General features: G+C 28.9%; 24 protein-coding genes. 6 read left to right on the top strand and 18 right to left on the bottom strand.

What is annotated here, in order from left to right:
* Positions 1 to 34: 34 nt before the first annotated feature.
* Together BTO04_RS02980 and tpx are read right to left on the bottom strand one after the other, a co-directional pair.
* Positions 35 to 415 carry a diacylglycerol kinase family protein gene (locus tag BTO04_RS02980; RefSeq protein ID WP_087563083.1) on the bottom strand — a complete coding sequence of 127 codons (381 nt, stop codon included), beginning with the start codon at positions 413 to 415 and terminating at the stop codon, positions 35 to 37.
* 4 nt (positions 416 to 419) lie between these two features.
* Positions 420 to 917: a thiol peroxidase gene (gene tpx, locus BTO04_RS02975; RefSeq protein WP_087563082.1), complete on the bottom strand. Its 498-nt coding sequence runs from the start codon at positions 915 to 917 to the stop codon at positions 420 to 422.
* A 129-nt stretch (positions 918 to 1046) separates the two neighbouring features.
* On the opposite strand from tpx, the gene BTO04_RS02970 reads away from it, so the two are divergent.
* Both BTO04_RS02970 and BTO04_RS02965 read left to right on the top strand, forming a co-directional pair.
* Positions 1047 to 2426, top strand: a complete 1380-nt coding sequence (locus tag BTO04_RS02970; protein WP_198342099.1) for an MATE family efflux transporter — start codon at positions 1047 to 1049, stop codon at positions 2424 to 2426.
* Positions 2427 to 2432: 6 nt separating this feature from the next.
* Positions 2433 to 2657, top strand: coding sequence for a hypothetical protein (locus BTO04_RS02965; RefSeq protein ID WP_087563081.1), 225 nt, complete (start codon positions 2433 to 2435; stop codon positions 2655 to 2657).
* A 201-nt stretch (positions 2658 to 2858) separates the two neighbouring features.
* On the opposite strand, the gene BTO04_RS02960 is transcribed toward BTO04_RS02965, so the two are convergent.
* On the bottom strand, positions 2859 to 5066 hold the full coding sequence (locus tag BTO04_RS02960) for a DNA mismatch repair protein MutS (protein WP_087563080.1): 2208 nt from the start codon (positions 5064 to 5066) through the stop codon (positions 2859 to 2861).
* A 38-nt stretch (positions 5067 to 5104) separates the two neighbouring features.
* On the opposite strand from BTO04_RS02960, the gene BTO04_RS02955 reads away from it, so the two are divergent.
* On the top strand, positions 5105 to 5767 hold the full coding sequence (locus tag BTO04_RS02955; protein ID WP_087563079.1) for a uracil-DNA glycosylase: 663 nt from the start codon (positions 5105 to 5107) through the stop codon (positions 5765 to 5767).
* A 243-nt stretch (positions 5768 to 6010) separates the two neighbouring features.
* On the opposite strand, the gene BTO04_RS15160 is transcribed toward BTO04_RS02955, so the two are convergent.
* The 13 genes from BTO04_RS15160 to BTO04_RS02895 all read right to left on the bottom strand — a co-directional run bounded on the left by BTO04_RS15160 (position 6011) and on the right by BTO04_RS02895 (position 14727).
* Positions 6011 to 6151, bottom strand: a complete 141-nt coding sequence (locus BTO04_RS15160; protein WP_157662416.1) for a hypothetical protein — start codon at positions 6149 to 6151, stop codon at positions 6011 to 6013.
* A gap of 18 nt (positions 6152 to 6169) precedes the next feature.
* On the bottom strand, positions 6170 to 7030 hold the full coding sequence (locus tag BTO04_RS02950) for a substrate-binding domain-containing protein (RefSeq protein WP_087563078.1): 861 nt from the start codon (positions 7028 to 7030) through the stop codon (positions 6170 to 6172).
* Positions 7031 to 7900: a nucleoside phosphorylase gene (locus tag BTO04_RS02945; protein WP_087563077.1), complete on the bottom strand. Its 870-nt coding sequence runs from the start codon at positions 7898 to 7900 to the stop codon at positions 7031 to 7033.
* A gap of 1 nt (position 7901) precedes the next feature.
* A complete protein-coding gene (locus BTO04_RS02940) occupies positions 7902 to 8846 on the bottom strand; it encodes a DUF1835 domain-containing protein (protein ID WP_087563076.1) in 945 nt (314 codons plus the stop codon).
* 49 nt (positions 8847 to 8895) lie between these two features.
* Positions 8896 to 9219 (bottom strand): translation initiation factor, encoded by a 324-nt coding sequence (locus BTO04_RS02935; RefSeq protein ID WP_087563075.1) that lies wholly within the window; start codon positions 9217 to 9219, stop codon positions 8896 to 8898.
* Positions 9220 to 9274: 55 nt separating this feature from the next.
* Positions 9275 to 10222: an isopenicillin N synthase family oxygenase gene (locus BTO04_RS02930; RefSeq protein ID WP_087563074.1), complete on the bottom strand. Its 948-nt coding sequence runs from the start codon at positions 10220 to 10222 to the stop codon at positions 9275 to 9277.
* 70 nt (positions 10223 to 10292) lie between these two features.
* On the bottom strand, positions 10293 to 10997 hold the full coding sequence (locus BTO04_RS02925; protein ID WP_087563073.1) for a DUF6048 family protein: 705 nt from the start codon (positions 10995 to 10997) through the stop codon (positions 10293 to 10295).
* Entirely contained in the window at positions 10978 to 11436 is a 459-nt protein-coding gene (locus tag BTO04_RS02920; protein WP_087563072.1) for a DUF6452 family protein, read from the bottom strand. Before BTO04_RS02920 ends, BTO04_RS02925 begins: the two co-directional genes overlap by 20 nt.
* Before the next feature lie 7 nt (positions 11437 to 11443).
* The gene (locus BTO04_RS02915) at positions 11444 to 11734 is read right to left on the bottom strand and encodes a 4a-hydroxytetrahydrobiopterin dehydratase (RefSeq protein ID WP_087563071.1); all 291 of its coding nucleotides are present in this window, start codon (positions 11732 to 11734) and stop codon (positions 11444 to 11446) included.
* A 34-nt stretch (positions 11735 to 11768) separates the two neighbouring features.
* Positions 11769 to 12014 carry a hypothetical protein gene (locus BTO04_RS02910; protein ID WP_087563070.1) on the bottom strand — a complete coding sequence of 82 codons (246 nt, stop codon included), beginning with the start codon at positions 12012 to 12014 and terminating at the stop codon, positions 11769 to 11771.
* A 37-nt stretch (positions 12015 to 12051) separates the two neighbouring features.
* Positions 12052 to 13506: a 23S rRNA (uracil(1939)-C(5))-methyltransferase RlmD gene (gene rlmD, locus BTO04_RS02905; protein ID WP_087563069.1), complete on the bottom strand. Its 1455-nt coding sequence runs from the start codon at positions 13504 to 13506 to the stop codon at positions 12052 to 12054.
* A 101-nt stretch (positions 13507 to 13607) separates the two neighbouring features.
* A complete protein-coding gene (locus BTO04_RS02900) occupies positions 13608 to 14300 on the bottom strand; it encodes an OmpA family protein (protein WP_087565307.1) in 693 nt (230 codons plus the stop codon).
* Between the two features lie 16 nt (positions 14301 to 14316).
* Positions 14317 to 14727 (bottom strand): hypothetical protein, encoded by a 411-nt coding sequence (locus tag BTO04_RS02895; protein WP_232455937.1) that lies wholly within the window; start codon positions 14725 to 14727, stop codon positions 14317 to 14319.
* Between the two features lie 280 nt (positions 14728 to 15007).
* Between BTO04_RS02895 and BTO04_RS15705 the strand changes: the two genes are divergently transcribed.
* From BTO04_RS15705 to BTO04_RS02885, 3 genes are all read left to right on the top strand, one after another.
* Positions 15008 to 15193 carry a DUF6768 family protein gene (locus BTO04_RS15705; RefSeq protein ID WP_368356373.1) on the top strand — a complete coding sequence of 62 codons (186 nt, stop codon included), beginning with the start codon at positions 15008 to 15010 and terminating at the stop codon, positions 15191 to 15193.
* Between the two features lie 352 nt (positions 15194 to 15545).
* Entirely contained in the window at positions 15546 to 16826 is a 1281-nt protein-coding gene (gene rocD / locus BTO04_RS02890) for an ornithine--oxo-acid transaminase (protein ID WP_087563068.1), read from the top strand.
* A 101-nt stretch (positions 16827 to 16927) separates the two neighbouring features.
* Entirely contained in the window at positions 16928 to 17365 is a 438-nt protein-coding gene (locus BTO04_RS02885) for a DUF5362 family protein (protein WP_087563067.1), read from the top strand.
* Between the two features lie 71 nt (positions 17366 to 17436).
* Here the strand turns inward: BTO04_RS02885 and BTO04_RS02880 are convergent, their stop codons facing one another.
* Positions 17437 to 20025 (bottom strand): AsmA-like C-terminal region-containing protein, encoded by a 2589-nt coding sequence (locus BTO04_RS02880; protein ID WP_087563066.1) that lies wholly within the window; start codon positions 20023 to 20025, stop codon positions 17437 to 17439.
* A gap of 73 nt (positions 20026 to 20098) precedes the next feature.
* A complete protein-coding gene (locus BTO04_RS02875) occupies positions 20099 to 20422 on the bottom strand; it encodes a YbaB/EbfC family nucleoid-associated protein (protein WP_087563065.1) in 324 nt (107 codons plus the stop codon).
* Positions 20423 to 20425 lie beyond the last annotated feature (3 nt).

Genomic DNA, 20425 nt, shown 5'->3' with positions numbered 1-20425 from the left:
GGATGATTTTTAAAAAGTAAATATACGTATTTGCCTAAAATAATAAATTGATTTTAGGAATGTAAATAAAACCTACAATAATTAATGAAGTAAATGCAGCAAAGCTAGGTGCGCCAGCCGCAATATCTTTAATAAAACCAATTTTTTTATGATAATCTGGATGTATAAAATCTGCTATTTTTTCTATAGCAGTATTTAATGCTTCAGCAGTTAAAACTAACCCAATAACTAAAGATTGAAGCATCCATTCAATATTAGAAATATTAAAATAAAAGCCAAGAATAACTGCAATTAGCGCAAAAAATAATTGTGCTTTTATGCTGTCTTCAGTCTTAGCTAATAACCACATTCCTCTAACAGCAAACTTTATACTACGAAGTCTTCCTCTAATAAAACTATCTTTTGGGTTTTTCATGAAATTATATAGCCTTTAAAGCAGCTTCATAATTTGGTTCATCAACAATATCAGAAACTTGTTCTGTATATGTTACACTTCCATCTTTATCAATAATAACAATTGCTCTAGAATGTAAGTGGGCTAGTGGTCCGTTTGTAATTTCTAACGCATAGTCTTTACCAAAACTTCCGGTTGTAAAGTCTGATAACATTACTACATTTTCAATGCCTTCTGCACCACAAAAACGAGCTTGAGCAAATGGTAAGTCTTTAGAAATACATAAAACAGTTGTGTTTTCTAAATTTGCAGCTTTTTTATTAAACTCTCTTACAGAAGTTGCACAAGTTCCTGTATCTATACTTGGAAAAATGTTTAAAATTAATTTTTTACCAGCAAAATCTGATAAACTTTTTGGTGACAAATCTACAGCTGTTAAAATAAAATCTGGAGCTTTTGTTCCAACTTTAGGTAAATTTCCTACTGTATTTATTGCATTTCCTTTTAATGTGATATTTGCCATTTTATGTTGTTTTTTATAAATTCAAAAGTAACTAATTTTATCGGAATTACTCAATGAAAATTTGGGAACTTCGTACTTAATGATTCTTGCTTTAATATGTATCTTTGCACTCTGAAAATTAGAATTTAAGTGAATATTTCTCAATATACATCCGAGTTTAAATACAACTGGAAACTTGCAGCTCCTGTAATGTTAGGAATGTTAGGGCATACTTTTGTAAGTTTTGTAGATAATATTATGGTTGGCCAATTAGGAACCGCAGAATTAGCAGCCGTTTCTTTAGGTAACAGTTTTATGTTTATTGCCCTGTCTATTGGTATTGGTTTTTCTACTGCAATTACACCTTTAATTGCTGAAGCAGATTCATCAGATAATTTTGAACAAGCAAAATCTACCTATAAACATGGGTTATTTTTATGTACCACGTTAGGTATTTTATTATTCTTATTGGTTTTTTTCTCAAAACCTTTAATGTATTTAATGCAACAGCCAGAAGAAGTAGTAGCATTGGCAATTCCGTATTTAGATTTGGTTGCTTTTTCATTGATTCCGTTAATTATTTTTCAGGCAATAAAACAATTTAGTGACGGTATGTCTATGACAAGATATCCTATGTATGCTACATTAATTGCAAATATTCTAAACGTAATTTTAAACTATTTATTAATTTTTGGAAAGTTTGGTTTTCCAGAAATGGGAATTGTTGGAGCAGCTTATGGTACGTTAATTTCTCGTGTAATAATGGTAATTTACTTATGGTTACTTTTAAGAAATAAAGAACGCTCTAAACAAATTGTGAGAAATATAAAATTCTTTGTATTAGATGTTTTAATGATAAAAAGAATTATTAATTTAGGATCATTAAGTGCCATGCAAATGTTTTTTGAAGTAGCAATTTTTACGGCTGCAATTTGGTTAAGTGGTTTATTGGGAAAAAATCCGCAAGCAGCAAATCAAATTGCGTTAAATTTATCTTCTATGGCGTTTATGGTTGCCATGGGATTAAGTGTTGCTTGTATGATTAGAGTTGGTAACCAAAAAGGATTAGGAAATTATAAAGAACTACGTAGAATTACATTTTCTATCTTCTTGTTAGGCGTTTTACTCGCAATTTTCTTTGCATTATTATTCTTTTTATTTCATAAAAGTTTACCAAATTTATATGTAGATTTAAGTGACACAAAAAACTATGTAGATAATATGGAAGTAGTATCTATTGCTTCTAAGTTATTAATAGCAGCTGCTTTCTTTCAAATATCAGACAGCATACAAGTGCTTGTTTTAGGAGCCTTACGTGGATTGCAAGATGTTAAAATACCAACGATACTTACTTTTATTTCTTATTGGGTGGTAGGTTTTCCTGTTTCTTATTTTTTAGGAAAAGAAGATATGTATGGTAGTTTTGGTATTTGGTTAGGTTTATTAGCGGGCTTAACTACAGCATCTATTTTATTATTTATCAGATTTAATTCGCTAACTTTAAAATTAATAAAACAAAAACATAATTAAAATACAATGAACTTACCTAAATTTTTATTAGCAGATAACAGCCTTTTCCCTGAAGATATTTTTGTTTTACATACAGAATTTCCTCGTTTTATGATTAATTTAAAAGATGATGAAATTGAGTGGTTTGAAGACTTAACAGGAGAAAACGAAGAAGATATTACATCAGAATTAGCAGATTTAATGGATAAAGCTGGTGAATTCTATGACAAAGAAATGAAGGAGTTTGAATAATTCTATTTAGGAATAACAAACTTTTCTAACTCATTTTTTATTTCAAGTATTGTTATAAATTTTTGCTCTAAACAAAATAGGTGTAAAATTTGTATTTGACAGGTTCGCTAATAACTCGATTATAACGTCCGTTTTAATGACTTATAATCGCTGTTAGCGAAGTTATATTTTTTTGAGGGTAAAGTCAATACGTATAAATACCTACTTTTTAGCTCTTTCTACCAATTCTAAATTTAAGATAGATGTTTTAGTTGTAAAAAAACCATAGTTTATTACTACATTTTTCTTGTCAATTTTATCAATTGTACCTACAGAATTAGAATCTATAATACGTACTCTATCATTTATTTTATAATTGTATTCAGATTTTTCTTTTGCAACTTTTGCAGCTTCAATTTTTTTCTCCTTTCTAACTTCAACCACTTTTTCTAAAACTTCTTTTTCAACCTTTTTTATAACTTCTTTTATTTGTTTTTCTACAACTTTTGCTTTTTGTTTCTCAGATTTCGTTTTAGGATTTTCTGGGCTTTTCATTAAATGCTTTGTTTTTTCAGCAGTAACCCATTTATTAAAATTGGCATTAAATTCCTTTTTGTTATTAGTCTGAAAGTATTTATTAAGTAGCTCGTTTGTTTTTCTTCCTAACGAAAGCATTTTTTGGTTCTTATCATATAATTCTTGAAAACCAGCTAATTTCATTTGTACTTTATCTTCTTTTTCTTGTAAACTATCTAAATGTTCTTGTCCTTTAAATTTTTGTTGTTCAAGTTTATCAGAGTTTTTCTGTAGCCTATTTCTTTCTTTTTGAAGATTAGAAATGGTTTTATCTAATCTAATTTTTTCAGTTTCTACTCTCTTTTTCGCTTTGTTAATTAAGCTAAAAGGAATTCCGTTTTTCTGAGCAACTTCAAAAGTAAAAGAACTACCTGCTTGCCCAATAAATAATCTATATAAAGGCTCTAAAGTACGTTCATCAAATTGCATATTGGCATTGGTAACATTCTCTAATTCGTTTGCTAATACTTTTAAATTGGAGTAGTGGGTTGTAATAATTCCAAACGCTTTTTTATGATAAAACTCTTCTAAGAAAATTTCTGCCAAAGCGCCACCTAATTCAGGATCTGAACCAGTACCAAATTCATCAATTAAAAAAAGTGTGTTTTCATTACACTTGCGTAAAAAATAACGCATGTTTTTTAATCGGTAACTATAAGTACTTAATTGATTTTCAATTGATTGATTGTCTCCAATATCTGTTAGTACAGTGTCAAAAATATAGGTTTGACTGCGTTCATCAACAGGAATTAAAATACCACTTTGCAACATTATCTGTAATAAGCCAATGGTTTTTAAAGTGATGCTTTTTCCACCGGCATTGGGTCCAGAAATAACAATAACTTGCTGCCTTTCATTTAACTCAATACTTTGAGAAATGGTTTTTACATTCTGCTGTTTATTCTTTTTCCATAAAATGGGATGGTAAGCATCTTTAAAGTAAATCTTTTTTTCTTTCGATATTTTTGGTAAAATAGCATCCATTTCTTGTGCATATTTTGCTTTTGCACCAACAACATCAATATGAATTAAAAAAGTAAAATACGCTTTTAAAAGAGTAACCATAGGACGAATACTTTCTGATAAAACACGTAAAACTTTTACAACTTCTTGTTTTTCTTCATACACTAAATTTTGAAATTCTCTAGCGTATGCAAGTGTTGCTTGTGGAGCTATATAAACAATGTTACCAGATTTGGAAGAACCCAATAAACTACCAGGAACTTTTTTTCTGTACATTGCAGAAACGGCTAAAACGCGCTGATTATCTACAACCGTTTCTTTAATATCATCTAAATGACCAGCAGAAATTGCTCTAGACAAAGCACTTGAGAAACTAGCGCCAATTTTTCCACGTATATTATTTATATCTTTTCTTATTTGTTTTAAAGCTGGTGAAGCGTTATTTTTTACTTCTCCAGAAATATCAATGATTTGCTTTATTTCATCATCTACAAATGTTGTGAATTCAATTTGTTGAGATAATTCAAAAAAAGTTGGAAATTGAGTATTCAACTTTTTAAAAAATTTAATTAACTCATTAACAGTAAGAGAAGTAGTTGCTATTTTTAAAAAAGCATCTGTTTCTATAAAACTATTTTCTATCGCTAACCTTTTTACGCTTTCTAAAATATTGTCAAAACCATGATTAGGAATTCTGTTTTCACTCTGAAAAGAAGAAAGGTATTCATTTACTAAATGAAGTTCGTTAAAAAGAGATTTTCTATTTTCAATGGGTTTAATTTGAGCAACTTCTTCTTTGCCTAAACCAGAAATACAATGTTCTGCAACATGCTGTAAAACGGTTGTAAATTCTAAATCTTGTAATGTCTTTTCTGATATGTTTTTGCTCAAAATGGTATCTTTGATGATAAGTACAAAAATAATAAACAATGCAACAAAAAATGGCTGATAGTTGGAAAAATATTTTGCAATCAGAACTTGAGAAGCCTTATTATAAAGAATTATCAAATTTTGTAGTTTCAGAATACAAAAATCAGACTTGTTATCCGAAAGAACAGCATATTTTTGCCGCCTTTGATTATTGTGATTTTAATGATTTAAAAGTGGTAATTATTGGTCAGGATCCATATCATGGAGAAAACCAAGCAAATGGTTTGTGTTTTTCTGTACAAGATAATGTGAAGCATCCACCTTCATTAGTAAATATTTTTAAAGAACTTGCTACCGATTTGGGAAATGAATACCCACAAAGTGGGCATCTAGAAAATTGGGCAAAACAAGGTGTTTTATTACTAAATGCAACCTTAACAGTAAGAGCTCATGAAGCAGGAAGTCATCAGAAAAAAGGATGGGAAACTTTTACAGACCAAGTGATTTCACAAATTTCTAAAGAAAAAGAAAATGTGGTTTTTCTACTTTGGGGTAAATTTGCTGAAAGTAAAGCTAAATTGATAAACGGTAGTAAACACAAGATATATACAGCTCCACATCCATCACCTTTAGGTGCTTGGAGAGGTTGGTTTGGTAGTAAACATTTTTCTAAAACAAACGTTTACTTAAAATCAATAAATAAAACAGAAATTAATTGGTAGTTTTTTGACGAAGAATACATCAACTTCATCTAAATATCTTTTGATTGAAAGTAACTTTAGAGTTAAAAATGGATTCGAAAAACTTACTTATTTGTTTGAATTACTATAGTTTCTTCACAAGGTTTAAATGACAAGTTCTTTTATTTTTTTTTGGAAAATGTAGTGCTAAAACAAGTTCTGCATACAAAAAAAACCCGCTAAAAGGCGGATTCATTGAATTTGAAAATTAAGAAACAAACTGATTTATATTAAATCTGCTTGCTTTAGTGTTGTTTGAATAGTTGTTGAGCTATCTGCTAAGCCACAAGATTTACTTGTACTTCTACATGAAGAAAAGCTTAAGAGTCCTAAAATACAAATTGCAATAAATACTAATTTTTTCATTATTAATTGTTTTATAGGCTAAATGTACATGTTTTTTATGAACTCACCCGAATTTTTCTTCTTTTCAATAACGTTAAATGTTACCATCTTATTTTGAATGCGTGTAATTAAATTTTTAGTTATCGGCTTACCATCATTCCAGTCCGTAATTTTTAACCATTCTTGTATATCTTCCAATTTCTGCTCATACCTTACAGCTAAAGTGTTATCAATTTCACTAATTTTTTTAAAGTCTTTTGTTTGGTTATTAATAACATCCAACACTTTTTTAACTTCATCAAAATTATTTTCTAAAACTTCATTTCTAACAGCAACAACAAAACAAGGCCAAGGAGTGGGGCAGTCGTCAATTCTTCTTAAAGTTCCATTATCTACTAATGGTTTTGTTGTAAAATGTTCCCACATAAAATAATCTACTTCACCATTTGTAAGTGCATCAATTCCTCCTTGTAAATTATCAATAACTTTAAATTTAAGGTTTTTCACACTCCAGCCTTGATTATATGCATTTACAATTGCCATTAAATGAGAGCCAGAACCATATCTACTAATTGCAATCGTTGCGTGTTCTAAGTCTTCAATTTTTTTGAAAGAAGATTTTGCATCCACATGAATCCCCCATATTAATGGAGTGTTTACAAAAGTTTGTACAATTTTAGATGGATTACCAGCAGAAATATCTTTAATGATTCCTTCTGTTAAAACAATAGCGATATCAACTTCTCCATTACGCAATGCTTTACACATTTGACCTGTTCCTCCAGGAAAATCTTGCCAACGAAGGTTAATGTTGTGCTTTGTGTATTCTTTGTTTTTTAATGTTAAATACCAAGGGTAATTAAAGTGTTCTGGGACACCTCCAACTTTTAGGTTTGTCATTTACTCAACTAATTTCTCTAATGTATATTCAATTAATTCTGCAACAACGTTACCTGGGTTTTTACTAAACATACCATTTGCTCTATTCGCGATAATTGCATTTATAGAACACGCATTATGACCTAATAATTTAGACAAACCATAAATGGCAGAAGTTTCCATTTCTAAGTTCGTTATTCTATACTCTTTAAATTTGAAAGTATCAATTTTGTGATTTAAATTATTGTCTTGCAACGCTAATCTTAAAACTCTTCCTTGTGGTCCATAAAAACCTCCAGCAGTTGCTGTAATTCCTTGAAATGTCTGATCAGATTTTAAGATTTTTTCTAATTCTTTACTGTTAGAAATTAGTATTGGATATGCTTTTTTCTCACTCCAGTTGGTGTGTTTTACAAAAGCATTTTCTACTTCTGGGTTAGAAATTTCATGAACTTGATAGGAGTGAAGTAACCCATTTAAATCTAAACCATGAGAACCAATTACAAAAGAATCTACAGGAATATCATCCTGTAAAGAACCAGAAGTACCTATTCTAACAATATTTAAAGAAGTTAAGTGCTCTTTTGGTTTTCTTGTTTCTAAATCTATATTTACAAGTGCGTCTAACTCATTTAATACAATATCTATATTATCAGGTCCAATTCCTGTTGAAATTACAGAAAAACGTTTGTTTTTATAAGTTCCGGTTGTTGTTTTAAACTCCCGTTTTTGGGTAGTAAACTCTATTGTATCAAAGTGTTTGGAGATTTTATTAACTCGATCTTGATCGCCAACAAAAATAATATCTGTCGCAATATTTTCTGGTCTTAAATTTAAATGATAAACACTACCATCTGGATTTAAGATTAATTCAGATTCTCTTATACTCATTTTAAGATGTTATTTGTAACAATTTTTTGGATTCATCATTATACAAAAAACTGTATTTTTTTGAGCCTCCAAGATAAGAAATATCATTACGTAATTGTCCGTAAAAATTAATTTGATTCTCTAAAACTTGTTTTCCATTTTTAGAGAGTTTTACAGGGTTAAATGAAGAAAATAAATTTTGTAAACTATCAATTTTATTTTCATATTGTAAATCTCCAAAACCTAAATTTTTTTGATCTCTTAAAAGTTGGTTAACAAGTTGGTCTTTAGATGTTAATTTATTTTTTTGTACTGTTGTTAAAATAGTATTTTCTACATTGTTTAGACCATTTTTTATGGAAGGAAAACGTTGTAAATGAGCTTCTATAGCAGCAGCTAAATATTTAAATGGAGACATTGGATTGAATTGATTTACCGTTTCTAAACGAAGCGGACTCTCTGAACAATACAATTGCCAAATATAATCTGCATACTCAATATCATCTTCATTTAATACAATTCTATTTTTAAAATGATTATTTATTTGTTCTGGGTTTAACTGAGAAAGACCTAATAAGTCTTTAGACTTTTGAACTTTTCCGCTACAAACTAATGAAATATGATAGCCTTTTCTATAACGTTTTAACCAACTTATAACTGCAAGCATATTAATTTGACAAAATAAATCATGCTCAAACCATAAAACAATTTCTGATGCTTCTTTTTTATTACAAAGGTTTCTGTATTCTTTTAAAGTATAATCTATAAATTTTTTCTTAGAGACTTTATAGGATGTTTTGAAGAAATTAAATCTACTTTTCCAGAAAGTTTCACTACCAACATCTGTAATTGTTTGGCCTTCGCATAACATTTCTCTCCATGTTATAAAATCACCCGAAAAGTGTAGCTTTTTAAGATAATTTGTTGTAGAATCTCCGTTTGTAATATGTAAAATTGAAGTGCTCATAATTTTAAAAAACGTTTAGTATACTATTTTATTGTATTAAGAATACAAATTATCCTCCCACGCGTTTCACTTTAAAGCCTTTAGCTTTCAACATCGTCATTATTTTATCTCTATAATCTCCTTGTATAATAATTTTATCATCCTTAAAACTACCTCCAACACTCAGTTTTGTTTTAATTTCCTTTGCGAGGGTTTTAAAATCTGATGTTGCGCCAGTATATCCTTCTAAAATTGTAATTGGCTTTCCTTTACGTTTTTCGTATTTGCAAATTATTGGGTCATCTTGTAACCAAATAGTTGATTTTTCTTGAACAGCTTCAACGGTTTCTTCATGTTCTGGAAATAAGTTTTTTAATTGATCTTTGAAATCCATTTTTCTAGTATACAGTATTCAGTCGGCTTGTTACAGCCAATTGTTTAACTAAATATTATTTTTTAAGTCCTAATTCTTTTAAACGTTGATCTAAAAATTCACCAGCAGTAATATCTTCAAATTGTTTTGGATGCTCTGCATCGATGCAGTTTTCTAAAACATCAAGCTTCATTTCTGAAATAGGATGCATAAAGAAAGGAATTGAATAACGAGAAGTTCCCCACATTTCTTTTGGTGGATTTGTTACTCTGTGAATTGTAGATTTTAGTTTGTTATTACTATGGCGTGATAACATATCTCCAACATTAATCATCAATTCATTTGGTTCTGCAACGGCATCAATCCATTCTCCTTTATGATTTTTAACCTGCAAACCTTTTCCTTGCGCTCCCATTAATAAAGTAATTAAATTAATGTCTCCATGCGCTGCAGCTCTTTCTGCTCCTTTAGGTTCTGTTTGTATTGGTGGGTAGTGAATAGGACGTAAAATACTGTTCCCGTTTTTGATGTAATTATCAAAATACGTTTCTTCTAAACCTAAATGCAATGCTAAAGAACGCAATACATATTTAGCTGTTTTTTCTAACATTTGGTACGTTTCTTTACCAACTGCATTAAACTTGGCTAATTCGTTTACAGTAACGTTTTCTGGATATTCTTTTGCGTATTTTGAATCTGCACCTACATATTGTCCAAAATGCCAGAATTCTTTTAAATCTCCTTCTTTTTTACCTTTTGCAGATTCTTTACCAAAAGAAACATAACCTCTTTGACCTCCAATTCCTGGAATTTCATAGTTTTCTTTAACTTCTACGGGTAAGTCAAAGAAGTTTTTAATTTCTGAATATAAATCTTCAACAAGTTTATCATCTAAAAAATGACCTTTTAAAGCTACAAAACCAATGTTTTCGTATGCATGACCAATTTCATCTATAAATTTTTGTTTTCTATTTTTATCACTTGATAAAAAGTCGGCTAAATTTACACTAGGTATTTTATTCATATTCTGTAAGTTTTAATAAAACGAGGGCTAAAGTTACTAAAAATGGCTAAAATCAAAGAGGAATCGTCTTTTATTTATTAACAAAAGGAATTAAATAGGTAAGTGTATAATTGAAACCAAAACCAGTGTTACTTTCAAATATTCTATTAAACCCAGGTGCATAGAGTGTTTTAAAGTTTTCAGGGTCTTTTACACTCATTAGTATTTTATAAGAAACACTAAAGCTTACAAATAAATTATTGAGGGTTTCTACTTTTAAACCAAATACAAATTCAGACCAATGTGCATTTAAGCTAGTTGCTGTTTGTGGAACTGTAATTGTATTTGCTGGAAAATAGAGGCTATTTACATTGGGTGTGTAACTATTTAATGTTTGATCAAAAAGACTAAACCCATATCTATAACCTGCAATTATTTCATTATTCATATCTAACCAATTCTCATACGCATTAAAGTTGAAACCAATTCTTGCGTAACTTCCTTTTACTGTTGAGTTTGTGTAATCTTCTTTTGTTGTGTTTTCTTCAAAACCAACTTCTGCTGCGATAAAAAAACGTTTATTTACCCTATAGTCTCCAACAATTTCAAAACCACTATAAGAAGCATCAAATAGTGCTTTTATGGGTTTGCTGATATCCATTCCTAAACGAAATCCGTAAGCAGATTTATATACTATTGTGTCTTTTTCGGTTTCTTTTACTTCAGATTTTTTGTCTTGAGAAAACCCATCAACAAAAACAAAAAGAAGTGAAAAACTAATGAAATATTTGTACATGAGCTTCAGTTTGGTTTTCTATTGTTGTTAATGTTTCTGGTGTAAAACTTATAATCCAAGTAGTATCTGATGAAAAAGTAACTTCATTAAAATTAACTTTATAACCACAAGATCTAGATACATATTCTTCTTCTGTGGTGTAGTTAATGGTAAACTGATTTACAACATTTTCTTTTGAAAAATTATAGACAATTTCTGTGGCAAGACTATTTAAAGGTATAGTAATCGAGTTTATAGTCTGGTTTATATAAATACTGTCTGTTTTTCCTTCTGCCCAAACATATAATTCTCTAACATTTTTTAAAGTTTCTTTGTTTGTATCATCATAAAAATTGATAACTAAACTTGGTGTTACAGGATTTTTAAGACAAAAATCATCTTTTTCGCAAGCGGAAATAACGATGATTAAGAATAAAAGAGATAATATTGTTTTTTTCATAAATAGATTACTCTTCAACTTCTACAATAATATTAATAGCTTCTGCTAATTTAAAATCTAATTCTGTGACACCTTCAGCGTCATGAGTTGTTAATGAAATATCTAATGTATTATAGTTATTTGTCCATTCTGGATGATGGTTTAAAGCCTCACATTCAAAAGCAATTCTATTCATTGCAGACATACAATCTTTAAAATTATCAAACTCAAAATCTGTATGAAGCGCGTCATCATAATAATCCCAATCTGTTAAATTTTCTAATTTTTTATTTATTTCGAAATCTGTAAGTTTTTTCATCTTAATTTTTTTTAACAAATTATTAAATATATTTTTAATTCTCTTCAATTTGATCTATAACTTCTAAATCTTTAGGCGTATTCTTTAATAACTTCAACCCTAATTTAAAAAAAATTAGTGCAATTACTAAAGAGATAAAGGATCCAATAGTATAGCCAATTAAATAACCAAAACTATCAGATGTGAATGCACCTATAATTTCTGTTAATTGTTGTAAGAAGCCAAGACAAAAAATAAAAGATATAATAATAAAAATAACTCCTAAAATTCTTTTAATCATATCGTAAATATATTAAAACCAATATCTAAATTCCTTTTTAACTTTTCTCAAACAAAACCACCGTCTCAATATGAGAAGTATGAGGAAATTGATCTACCAAACTAATCTTTTTAATAGCATAACCAGCTTCAGCTAACAATTCTGTATCTCTTGCTTGTGTTGCAGGGTTACAAGAAACATACACCATTCTGTCTGCATTTAAATCGATAATTTTTTGCAAGGTTTTTGGTGCAATTCCTGCTCTTGCAGGATCTAAAATAATGGTTTTTATTTTGTCTTTATATTGTGGATGTGCTGTTAAGAATTTACCAACATCTGCAGCATAAAATTGTAAACCTTCTATGTTGTTTCTTTTTGCATTTTTCTCAGCATCTTTTACTGCAGAAGCCACAATATCTACACCTACTATTTTTACGTTTTCACTTCTAGAAGCAACAATTTGACCAATAGTACCTGTTCCACAGAATAAATCCATAACCACCGTATTGTCTACTTTAGATTTGTCTTCTAAAACATATTCTACAACTTTATTATATAATTTTTCTGCACATTTAGGGTTTGTTTGAAAGAAGCTTTTCATACTAATTTCAAAGTTTAAACCTAAAAGTTCTTCAACAATTTTGTCTTTTCCATAAATTAAATCAATACTTCCAGAAGTCGCAATTGTTCTATCTCCAGTTTCATCATTAATCGTATGCAATAATCCTGCAACTCTATCTCCAAATAATTCAACTAAATAGTTTGCAAATTTTTGTAAATCAAACCTATCTAATTCTGGTGATGTTGTTACTAGATTAAATAAAAGCTCATCTGTTTTGTATGATTTTCTTACAACAAAGTACCTGAAAAAACCTTCTTTTTTAGGACCATGCCAAGGTGCTAAACCAGTATCTATACAGTATTGTCTAATATTTTTTAGATTGTCTTCCATTTGTTTATCAAACAAACCAGAATCTTTCTCTAAATTATCTCCCATCCACCAAACGCCACGTCTTTTAAAACCTAAGGTAAATTCATCTTTATCGGTTTTGTTTACTCTGTCATAACCAATTGCAGAAAATCCATATTCCATTTTATTTCTATAATGAAAAACGTTTGGAGAAGCGATTAATTCATCAAATAAATCATCTATATTTTCAACTTTACCAATTCTTTTGAAAAGTGATAAAGTGCTCTCTTTTTTATATTTATGTTGTAAATCTACAGGTAATTGAATGTAAGGTGCTCCAGGAATATCTTGAAAAGGAACTTCAACTTCATCTTCAGACGGTTCTAAAACATCAATTAATTTAGCTTCCGCATAGTTTTTACTCGATTTATTAATTTGAGCCTTCACTAATTGTCCAGGTAACGTATTAGGAACAAAGATTACAAAACTACCTTCTTCAGACTTAATTCTTGCAATTCCTTTTCCTCCAAAAGCGTAATCCTCAATTTTTAATTCTAAAACCTGATTCTTCTTTACAAATTTATTTCGTTCTCTACGTGGCATTCTTAATTGTTTATGAGTTGCAAAATTAGGCAAAATATGGTATGATGAAACAAAAAAGACTACTCATTTGAGTAGTCTTTTTTATAATGTAATAATTTTATTTATTGTCCGGCTTCTTTTTCAGCTTGTTTTACCATTTCTTCATTTGCTACAATAGCAAACTCTACACGTCTATTTTTACTTCTTCCTTCAGCTGTTTCGTTAGAAGCGATAGGGTCATTTACACCTAAACCTTTGGTTTCAATTCTTGCAATGTCTATTCCTTTATCAGTTAAATAATTTTTTACAGAACTCGCTCTTTTTGCAGAAAGTGCTTGGTTATATTCAACGCTACCACTGCTATCTGTATACCCGTAAATAACAATATTTGTATTTTCATAATTATTAAGAACAGGAATTAATTTTTCTAAATTTGTTTTTGCAGTTGCTGATAAAGTAGCTTTATTAGTGTCAAATCGAACCGCATTTTCACCTAAAGTTAACATAATACCTTCACCAACTCTTTCTACTTCAGCACCAGGTAATGCTTCTTTAATTTCTCGTGCTTGTTTATCCATTTTGTTACCAATAACTCCACCAGTGACTCCACCAATAACTCCACCTAAAACGGCACCTAATTCAGAATTTTTTCCATTTCCTAAATTATTACCAATTACAGCACCTAAAATTGCTCCTGCAGCTGTACCAATACTTGCACCTTTTTGAGTATTACTTGCGTTTTTAACAGCTTCACAAGAAATAATACTTGTAGATATAAGTAGTACAGATAAACTATAAATTATTGTTTTTTTCATTGTATTTTTTTTATGATTATTTTCTTTTAAATGAGTAGGTAATATTTTTTGTTTCTCCTGCAACGTTAATTTTATCAATTAAATCGAAACTTGTTTCTGTTATATTGTTGATGCCTAAAACAAAACCATTGTTAACTTCTTTAGCCTTGTAATTATTGATAAACTTTAAAACAAAATTTCCATTTTTATTAATATACCAAGTAATTGGTGAACTAAAATCTTTACAAGTAGCAGCTGGATTGTTCATTTTCATTTCACCTTTATTATTGTTAGAAATAAAGCTCCATTCACTTCCAATAAGGCATTTAGAATCACCTAAATTAAAAGAAGTTACTTTTAAATAATCTGATCCAGGGAAGTTTATAGAAGTAATTGTAAAACTTCCTTTTAACATTCTTTCTTTTTTATTGTCTAATTTCGTATTCACTATCGAAGTGGATTTGCATCCAATTATGGCCGTTAAAAAGAAGAGAATATATACCGTTTTTTTCATAACTTATAAATTGTTTTTAAATGCAAAGTTACAGAAACTATAACATAATATTTTGTTTTTTAAAATACAAAAAACATTTTATATTCACTATTATTTTCGTGATTTATAGTACTTGTTTAATTGACTGTAAGTTGCTGTAAAATAAGTTGTTAATTGTGCTAGTTTTGAATATTATTTTTTTTTTAAAAGAAAATTAAACCTTTTTATTTAGGGCATCATTCAGTTTTTTAAAGTAGAAATCACAAAAGAGTTAATTACATGGAGTGTAGGAAGTATCCTCTTCTTTTTAGCTGTTCGTATGTTAAAAATAGTTGCTTGGATGCAAATGGATAAAAGTGCTTTGTTAGGAGAAATAAAAAGGTTACCGTTATTCGTTTTTTTATCTGCAAAAAAAGAGTAATTAAAAATGTATTTTGGGGTTTCCTGTGCGCATTAGCGATTGAAACGGTATCTTTTTTTTAAAAAATTGGGCTGTCAGGGTCAGTAACAAAGCAATCTCTCTTTTATTAATGAGATTACCACAGAAAGTAAAAATACTTTCTGTGCAATCATAAAACCAAAAAAAGGGATAGTGTAAAGCACTCCTTTTTTTTAGGGAATGCTCAAATAATTTTTATTTCACGTTATTATTTTACTACTTTTGTAAAACTACGAGGATGATTTCTTTCCCACGCTGAATTTTCGAAACTTTCGAAAGGATAAAGGTAGAACAGGAATGGTTATTTAATTATAAACATTTTAAAAAAATACAAATGGCTGTTTTAGCAAAATTAACTTCGCAAGAAGTAATCGAATTAGAAAACAAACACGGAGCACACAACTATCATCCACTTCCAGTGGTTTTGAGCAAAGGAGAAGGTGTTTATGTTTGGGATGTTGAAGGAAAAAAATATTATGATTTTTTATCTGCATATTCTGCAGTAAATCAAGGACATTGTCACCCAAAAATTGTGGATGCAATGGTAAATCAAGCAAAAACATTGACCTTAACTTCTAGAGCATTTTATAATGATATGCTTGGGAAATATGAGAAATTTGCAACCGAGCTTTTTGGTTTTGACAAATTATTACCAATGAATACTGGTGCTGAAGCTGTAGAAACTGCTTTAAAATTAGCAAGAAAATGGGCATATGAAGTTAAAGGAATACCTGAAAATAAAGCAGAAATTATAGTTTGTGAAAATAATTTTCATGGTAGAACAACTACTATTATTTCATTTTCTAATGATCCTGTTGCAAGAAAAAACTTTGGTCCCTACACAAAAGGGTTTATCAAAATAGAATATGATAATTTACAGGAATTACAAGAAACTTTAGAAAGTAGTAATAATATTGCTGCATTTTTGGTAGAACCAATACAAGGTGAAGCTGGAGTTTATGTGCCTTCTGAAGGATATTTAGCGACTGCTAAAAAAATGTGTGAAGAGTATAACGTTTTGTTTATTGCAGATGAAGTACAAACAGGAATTGCTAGAACAGGTCGTTTATTAGCAACTTGTGGTAACTGTTCTTGTGAAAATAAAAATTGTGAAGGAACACCAGAGATAAAACCAGATATTTTAATTCTTGGAAAAGCTTTGTCTGGAGGTGCTTACCCTGTGTCTGCTGTTTTGGCAAATGATAACGTTATGAATGTTATAAGACCAGGAAACCATGGTTCTACATTTGGTGGAAATCCAATTGCTGCTGCTGTTGCAATTGCTGCTTTAGAAGTTGTTGCTGATGATAAATTAGCGATAAATGCAGATAATTTAGGTGAAATTTTTAGAAAAGAATTATCTGATTTTGCAGAAATTAATAGTTTGGTGAAATCTGTAAGAGGAAAAGGTTTACTAAATGCTGTATTAATAAATGATACAGAAGATAGTTCTACAGCTTGGGATATTTGTATGAAATTACGTGATAACGGTTTATTAGCAAAACCAACACATGGAAATATTATTCGTTTTGCACCACCTTTGGTAATAAATGAAGCACAATTAATGGATTGTATCTCAATTATTAAGAATACAATTACAGAATTTAAGAAGTAATATTTTTTATTTTATAATATTTAGCCACAAATTAACAAATTTGTGGCTATTTTTTTTTTGCTATTTTTGATAAACTATTTATAAAGCAAACTAAAATTATTATGGAAAACCCGATTACACAATTAGAGCAATTAACTTTAACAAGTCAAGCTAAAAATTTTTTAAAAGAAACTGCAAGTTGGGCTAGATTTTTATCTATAATAGGTTTTATTGGTATTGGTTTAATGATTGTTTTGGCACTTTTTGCAACTACAATTTTTAATAATCTACCAAACATGCAAACGGTACCTTTTAATTTAGGTATTGCAATGACAATTACATATTTAATTTTTGCCGTTATTTATTTTTTTCCTGTGTATTATTTATTTCAGTTTTCTAAGAAGATGCAAAAAGCATTATCCACAAAAAATGATGCTACTTTATCTGATGCTTTTGAAATTTTAAAGTCTCATTATAAGTTTATGGGTGTTTTTACAATTATAGTATTATCCTTATATGTTTTAATAGTTTTAGTGTCTATGCTAGGATTTTTAGGTTAGAATAATGAGCGTACACCAAATAAAAAAAGGAAGCTATTTAGCTTCCTTTTTTTATTTTCAATACCCAAAAATTAATTATTTTTTTTCTTCTTAAATAAGTTTAAAACATCTTTTATTTTATCTGAAGTATCTTTTTTTGTTTTGGTAGAGTCGGCTTCTGTTGCCTTCTTGTTTAAAAGATTTGAAAGTGCGTCTTTTCCTTTGTCTAATAAACTTTCTTTTTGTTGCTGAATGAACTGATTCACCAGATTTGTTGTAGCTTGTTTTACATCGGTTTTTAAAGTAGGATTTCCAAAACTACCCGTTAACGTTGCATTTATAGGAACACTTTTAATTTTTTCAGCATCTTTTGGAGATAATTTTTGAATGTAATTTGTGATTTCTGTTCCTAAATATTTTGCAGGAACATCAAATTTTATAGTGTAATTCATAGCTTGGTCAAAACCATGAGTTCCTCCAATTTCCATCCTAATATCTTCATAACGTATTTGAAAAGGTTTTACGATAACTTCTCCATTATTAAAAGATAAATTGGCACTAGCTTCATTTAAATCTAATTTACCAACATCAAAAAAACCAACCTGGTTGTCTAAAAGAGAAAGTACTTTAGAATTACTTGCTTTTAATTTTGTATTTAATAATTGACCTAATAAATTACCAGAAATTGTTTTCAAATCAGGCGTCATTTCATCCGTCAAATTACCAGATAAATTAATTGTTGAATTTATTTTTCCTTCAATTGTTTTTGCAATAGGAGCAATAGACTTTAGCATTTCTAACTGAGAAAAAGACTCAGAAATGTTCAACTCTTTCAAATTCAAAGCCATTGTGAAATTAGACACTTTTTGTTTTGTAGAAACCAATCCATTCATGCCAATATTACCACCAAAGACATCCATTTTTAAGTTCTGCAAACGAACAGTTTCCTCTTTTACAATTAAAACTCCAGTAACATTTGATACGTCCATAGTATCATAAACTACTTTTTTTGCATTCGCAGAAAACGTACAATCTAAAAAGGAAGGGATTTTTAAAGCGTCACCTTTTTTAGTGTCATCATTTGTAGCGTTATCAGACATAAAATCTGACATTTTAAAAAGATTAGAATTTAATGTAAAATCTCCTTTTAAAACCTGATTTTTAAATAAGAACCCATAGAAATTATCAAGATTTCCTTTAATATCAAGATCAGAATCACCAGTTTTTGCTGTAAATTCTTTCAATTTTATTTGATTCGGATTAAAAATAATAGAAGTATTATCAATAAAAAAAGGTTTAGAAAATTCAATTCCTTCATATTTAAAATTACTCAAACTCATGTTCCCAGAATTTTTAATATTCTGATAGTTTCCTTTTTCAATAGAATTCATATCAAAAGCTGTAATTACAGCTACTTTTAAAATTCCAGTAAGCTTTTTATCTAAAGAAATTGGATACACTTTTGAAACATTTTCTAAATTAACATTTCCTTTAGCTTCTAAATTTATCTGTGGATTTTCAGCAATATTAAAAACCTTTCCGTTTGCGCTAAAAACGTCTTTATCAATTGTAAATGTTAGCTTTTCTATATTTACATACGTGTCATTTAAAAGCCCTGTTTTATTAACTATGTTGTAATTTATGTTAATATTTTGAACCGATTTTGGTAAATCAGCATATTTGAACATTGCTTTTTTTGATGCAAAAGAAATATCAAAAGCTGGAATTGTTTTTTCTGAAAGTGTTCCTTTTACAACACCGTTTATATTAAAATCACCTTCCGTTTTAATCGAATTTAGATTGCCAGCATATTCAGCAGGAATCAAAGCCAATAAGTTTTTAAATGAGGAAGTTGGTGTTTTAAAACTCAAATCATATAATTGATTTTCATCAACTAATTGTATAGAACCATTAAATTCTAAAGGTAATTGATTAATAAAGCCTGTGTTTTCTTTAAAAGTATATTTGCTATTTTTTAAATCGATTGCAATAATTGCATCTAAAGAAATAGCAAGGTTATTCATAAATTTTGTTCCGTCTTTTTCAAATGAAAGATTTGCCTTAGATTCTGTGTCTATTTCAAAAATGTCATCTTTAAAATTCCCTTTTCCAGAATGATAAATATTATCTAAACTCATTTTCATTTTTGAGTTTACATCAAAATAAGTAAATTTTAAATTTTCTGCCGAATATTCTTCAATATCAAAAGAAAAAGAATCACTTTTTGCAGAAGAAGCTGCCGTTTCATTTTTAATAGCAATATCATAATTACCCAAATCTTCTTTATTGAAAATGATATTTACGGTACTATTTTTTACAGAAATACTTTTTAATTTAATTGTTTCATCTGCTTTTTTAAAGAGTTCAGAAATTTTCATTTTTAAATTCACTTCTTCAGAAAAGAACAGCGTATCACCTTCAAAAGGTTTTTTATTGATAACAGAAATTTTGTCAATCGTTAAATTAGCTAATGGAAAACTTTTTAAAAGACTTACATCAATTTCTTTAAAAGTAACCGTTGCATTTATATTGTCGTTTATAGTTTTGGTAACTATTGCTTTAATTTTGTCTTTAAAGAAAAAAGGAGCAATAATAAGTAAAACTAATAAAGCTAAAATTGTGATTGAAAACCATTTTAATATTTTTTTAAAAGCTGGGGTATTCTCTATTTTTTTATTCATAAAAGTGAGATTAATTTTATAGGTGAAGTTACTATTAACATAAGAAAAAAATATTCAATAAATATTAAATCATTTATTGAAACAGCTCCATTCCAGGAATATTTGGCATTCCGCTTTTTGCAGCAGCAGCCATTTCTTGTTCGTTAATTGCCGTAGCTTTTTTAATAGCACTATTAAGTGTTAGAATTAAATAATCTTCTAATTCTTCCTTATCTGTAAGCAATTCATTAGCAATAGAAATAGATTTTATCTCTCTATTAGCTGTAACCGTAATTTTAATATTACCGTCTTTTGACGTTTCGTTAATTAAAACAGAATTCAATCTAGTCTTTGTTTCTTCTACTTTTTGTTGTGCTTCTTTCAGCTTTCCCATCATCCCAGAAATGTCTCCAAACATAAT

Source organism: Polaribacter sp. SA4-10 (assembly GCF_002163835.1).
Lineage (GTDB): Bacteria > Bacteroidota > Bacteroidia > Flavobacteriales > Flavobacteriaceae > Polaribacter.
The sequence above is the reverse complement of the archived record's forward strand: the minus strand, read 5'-3'. Positions and strand labels throughout refer to the sequence as shown.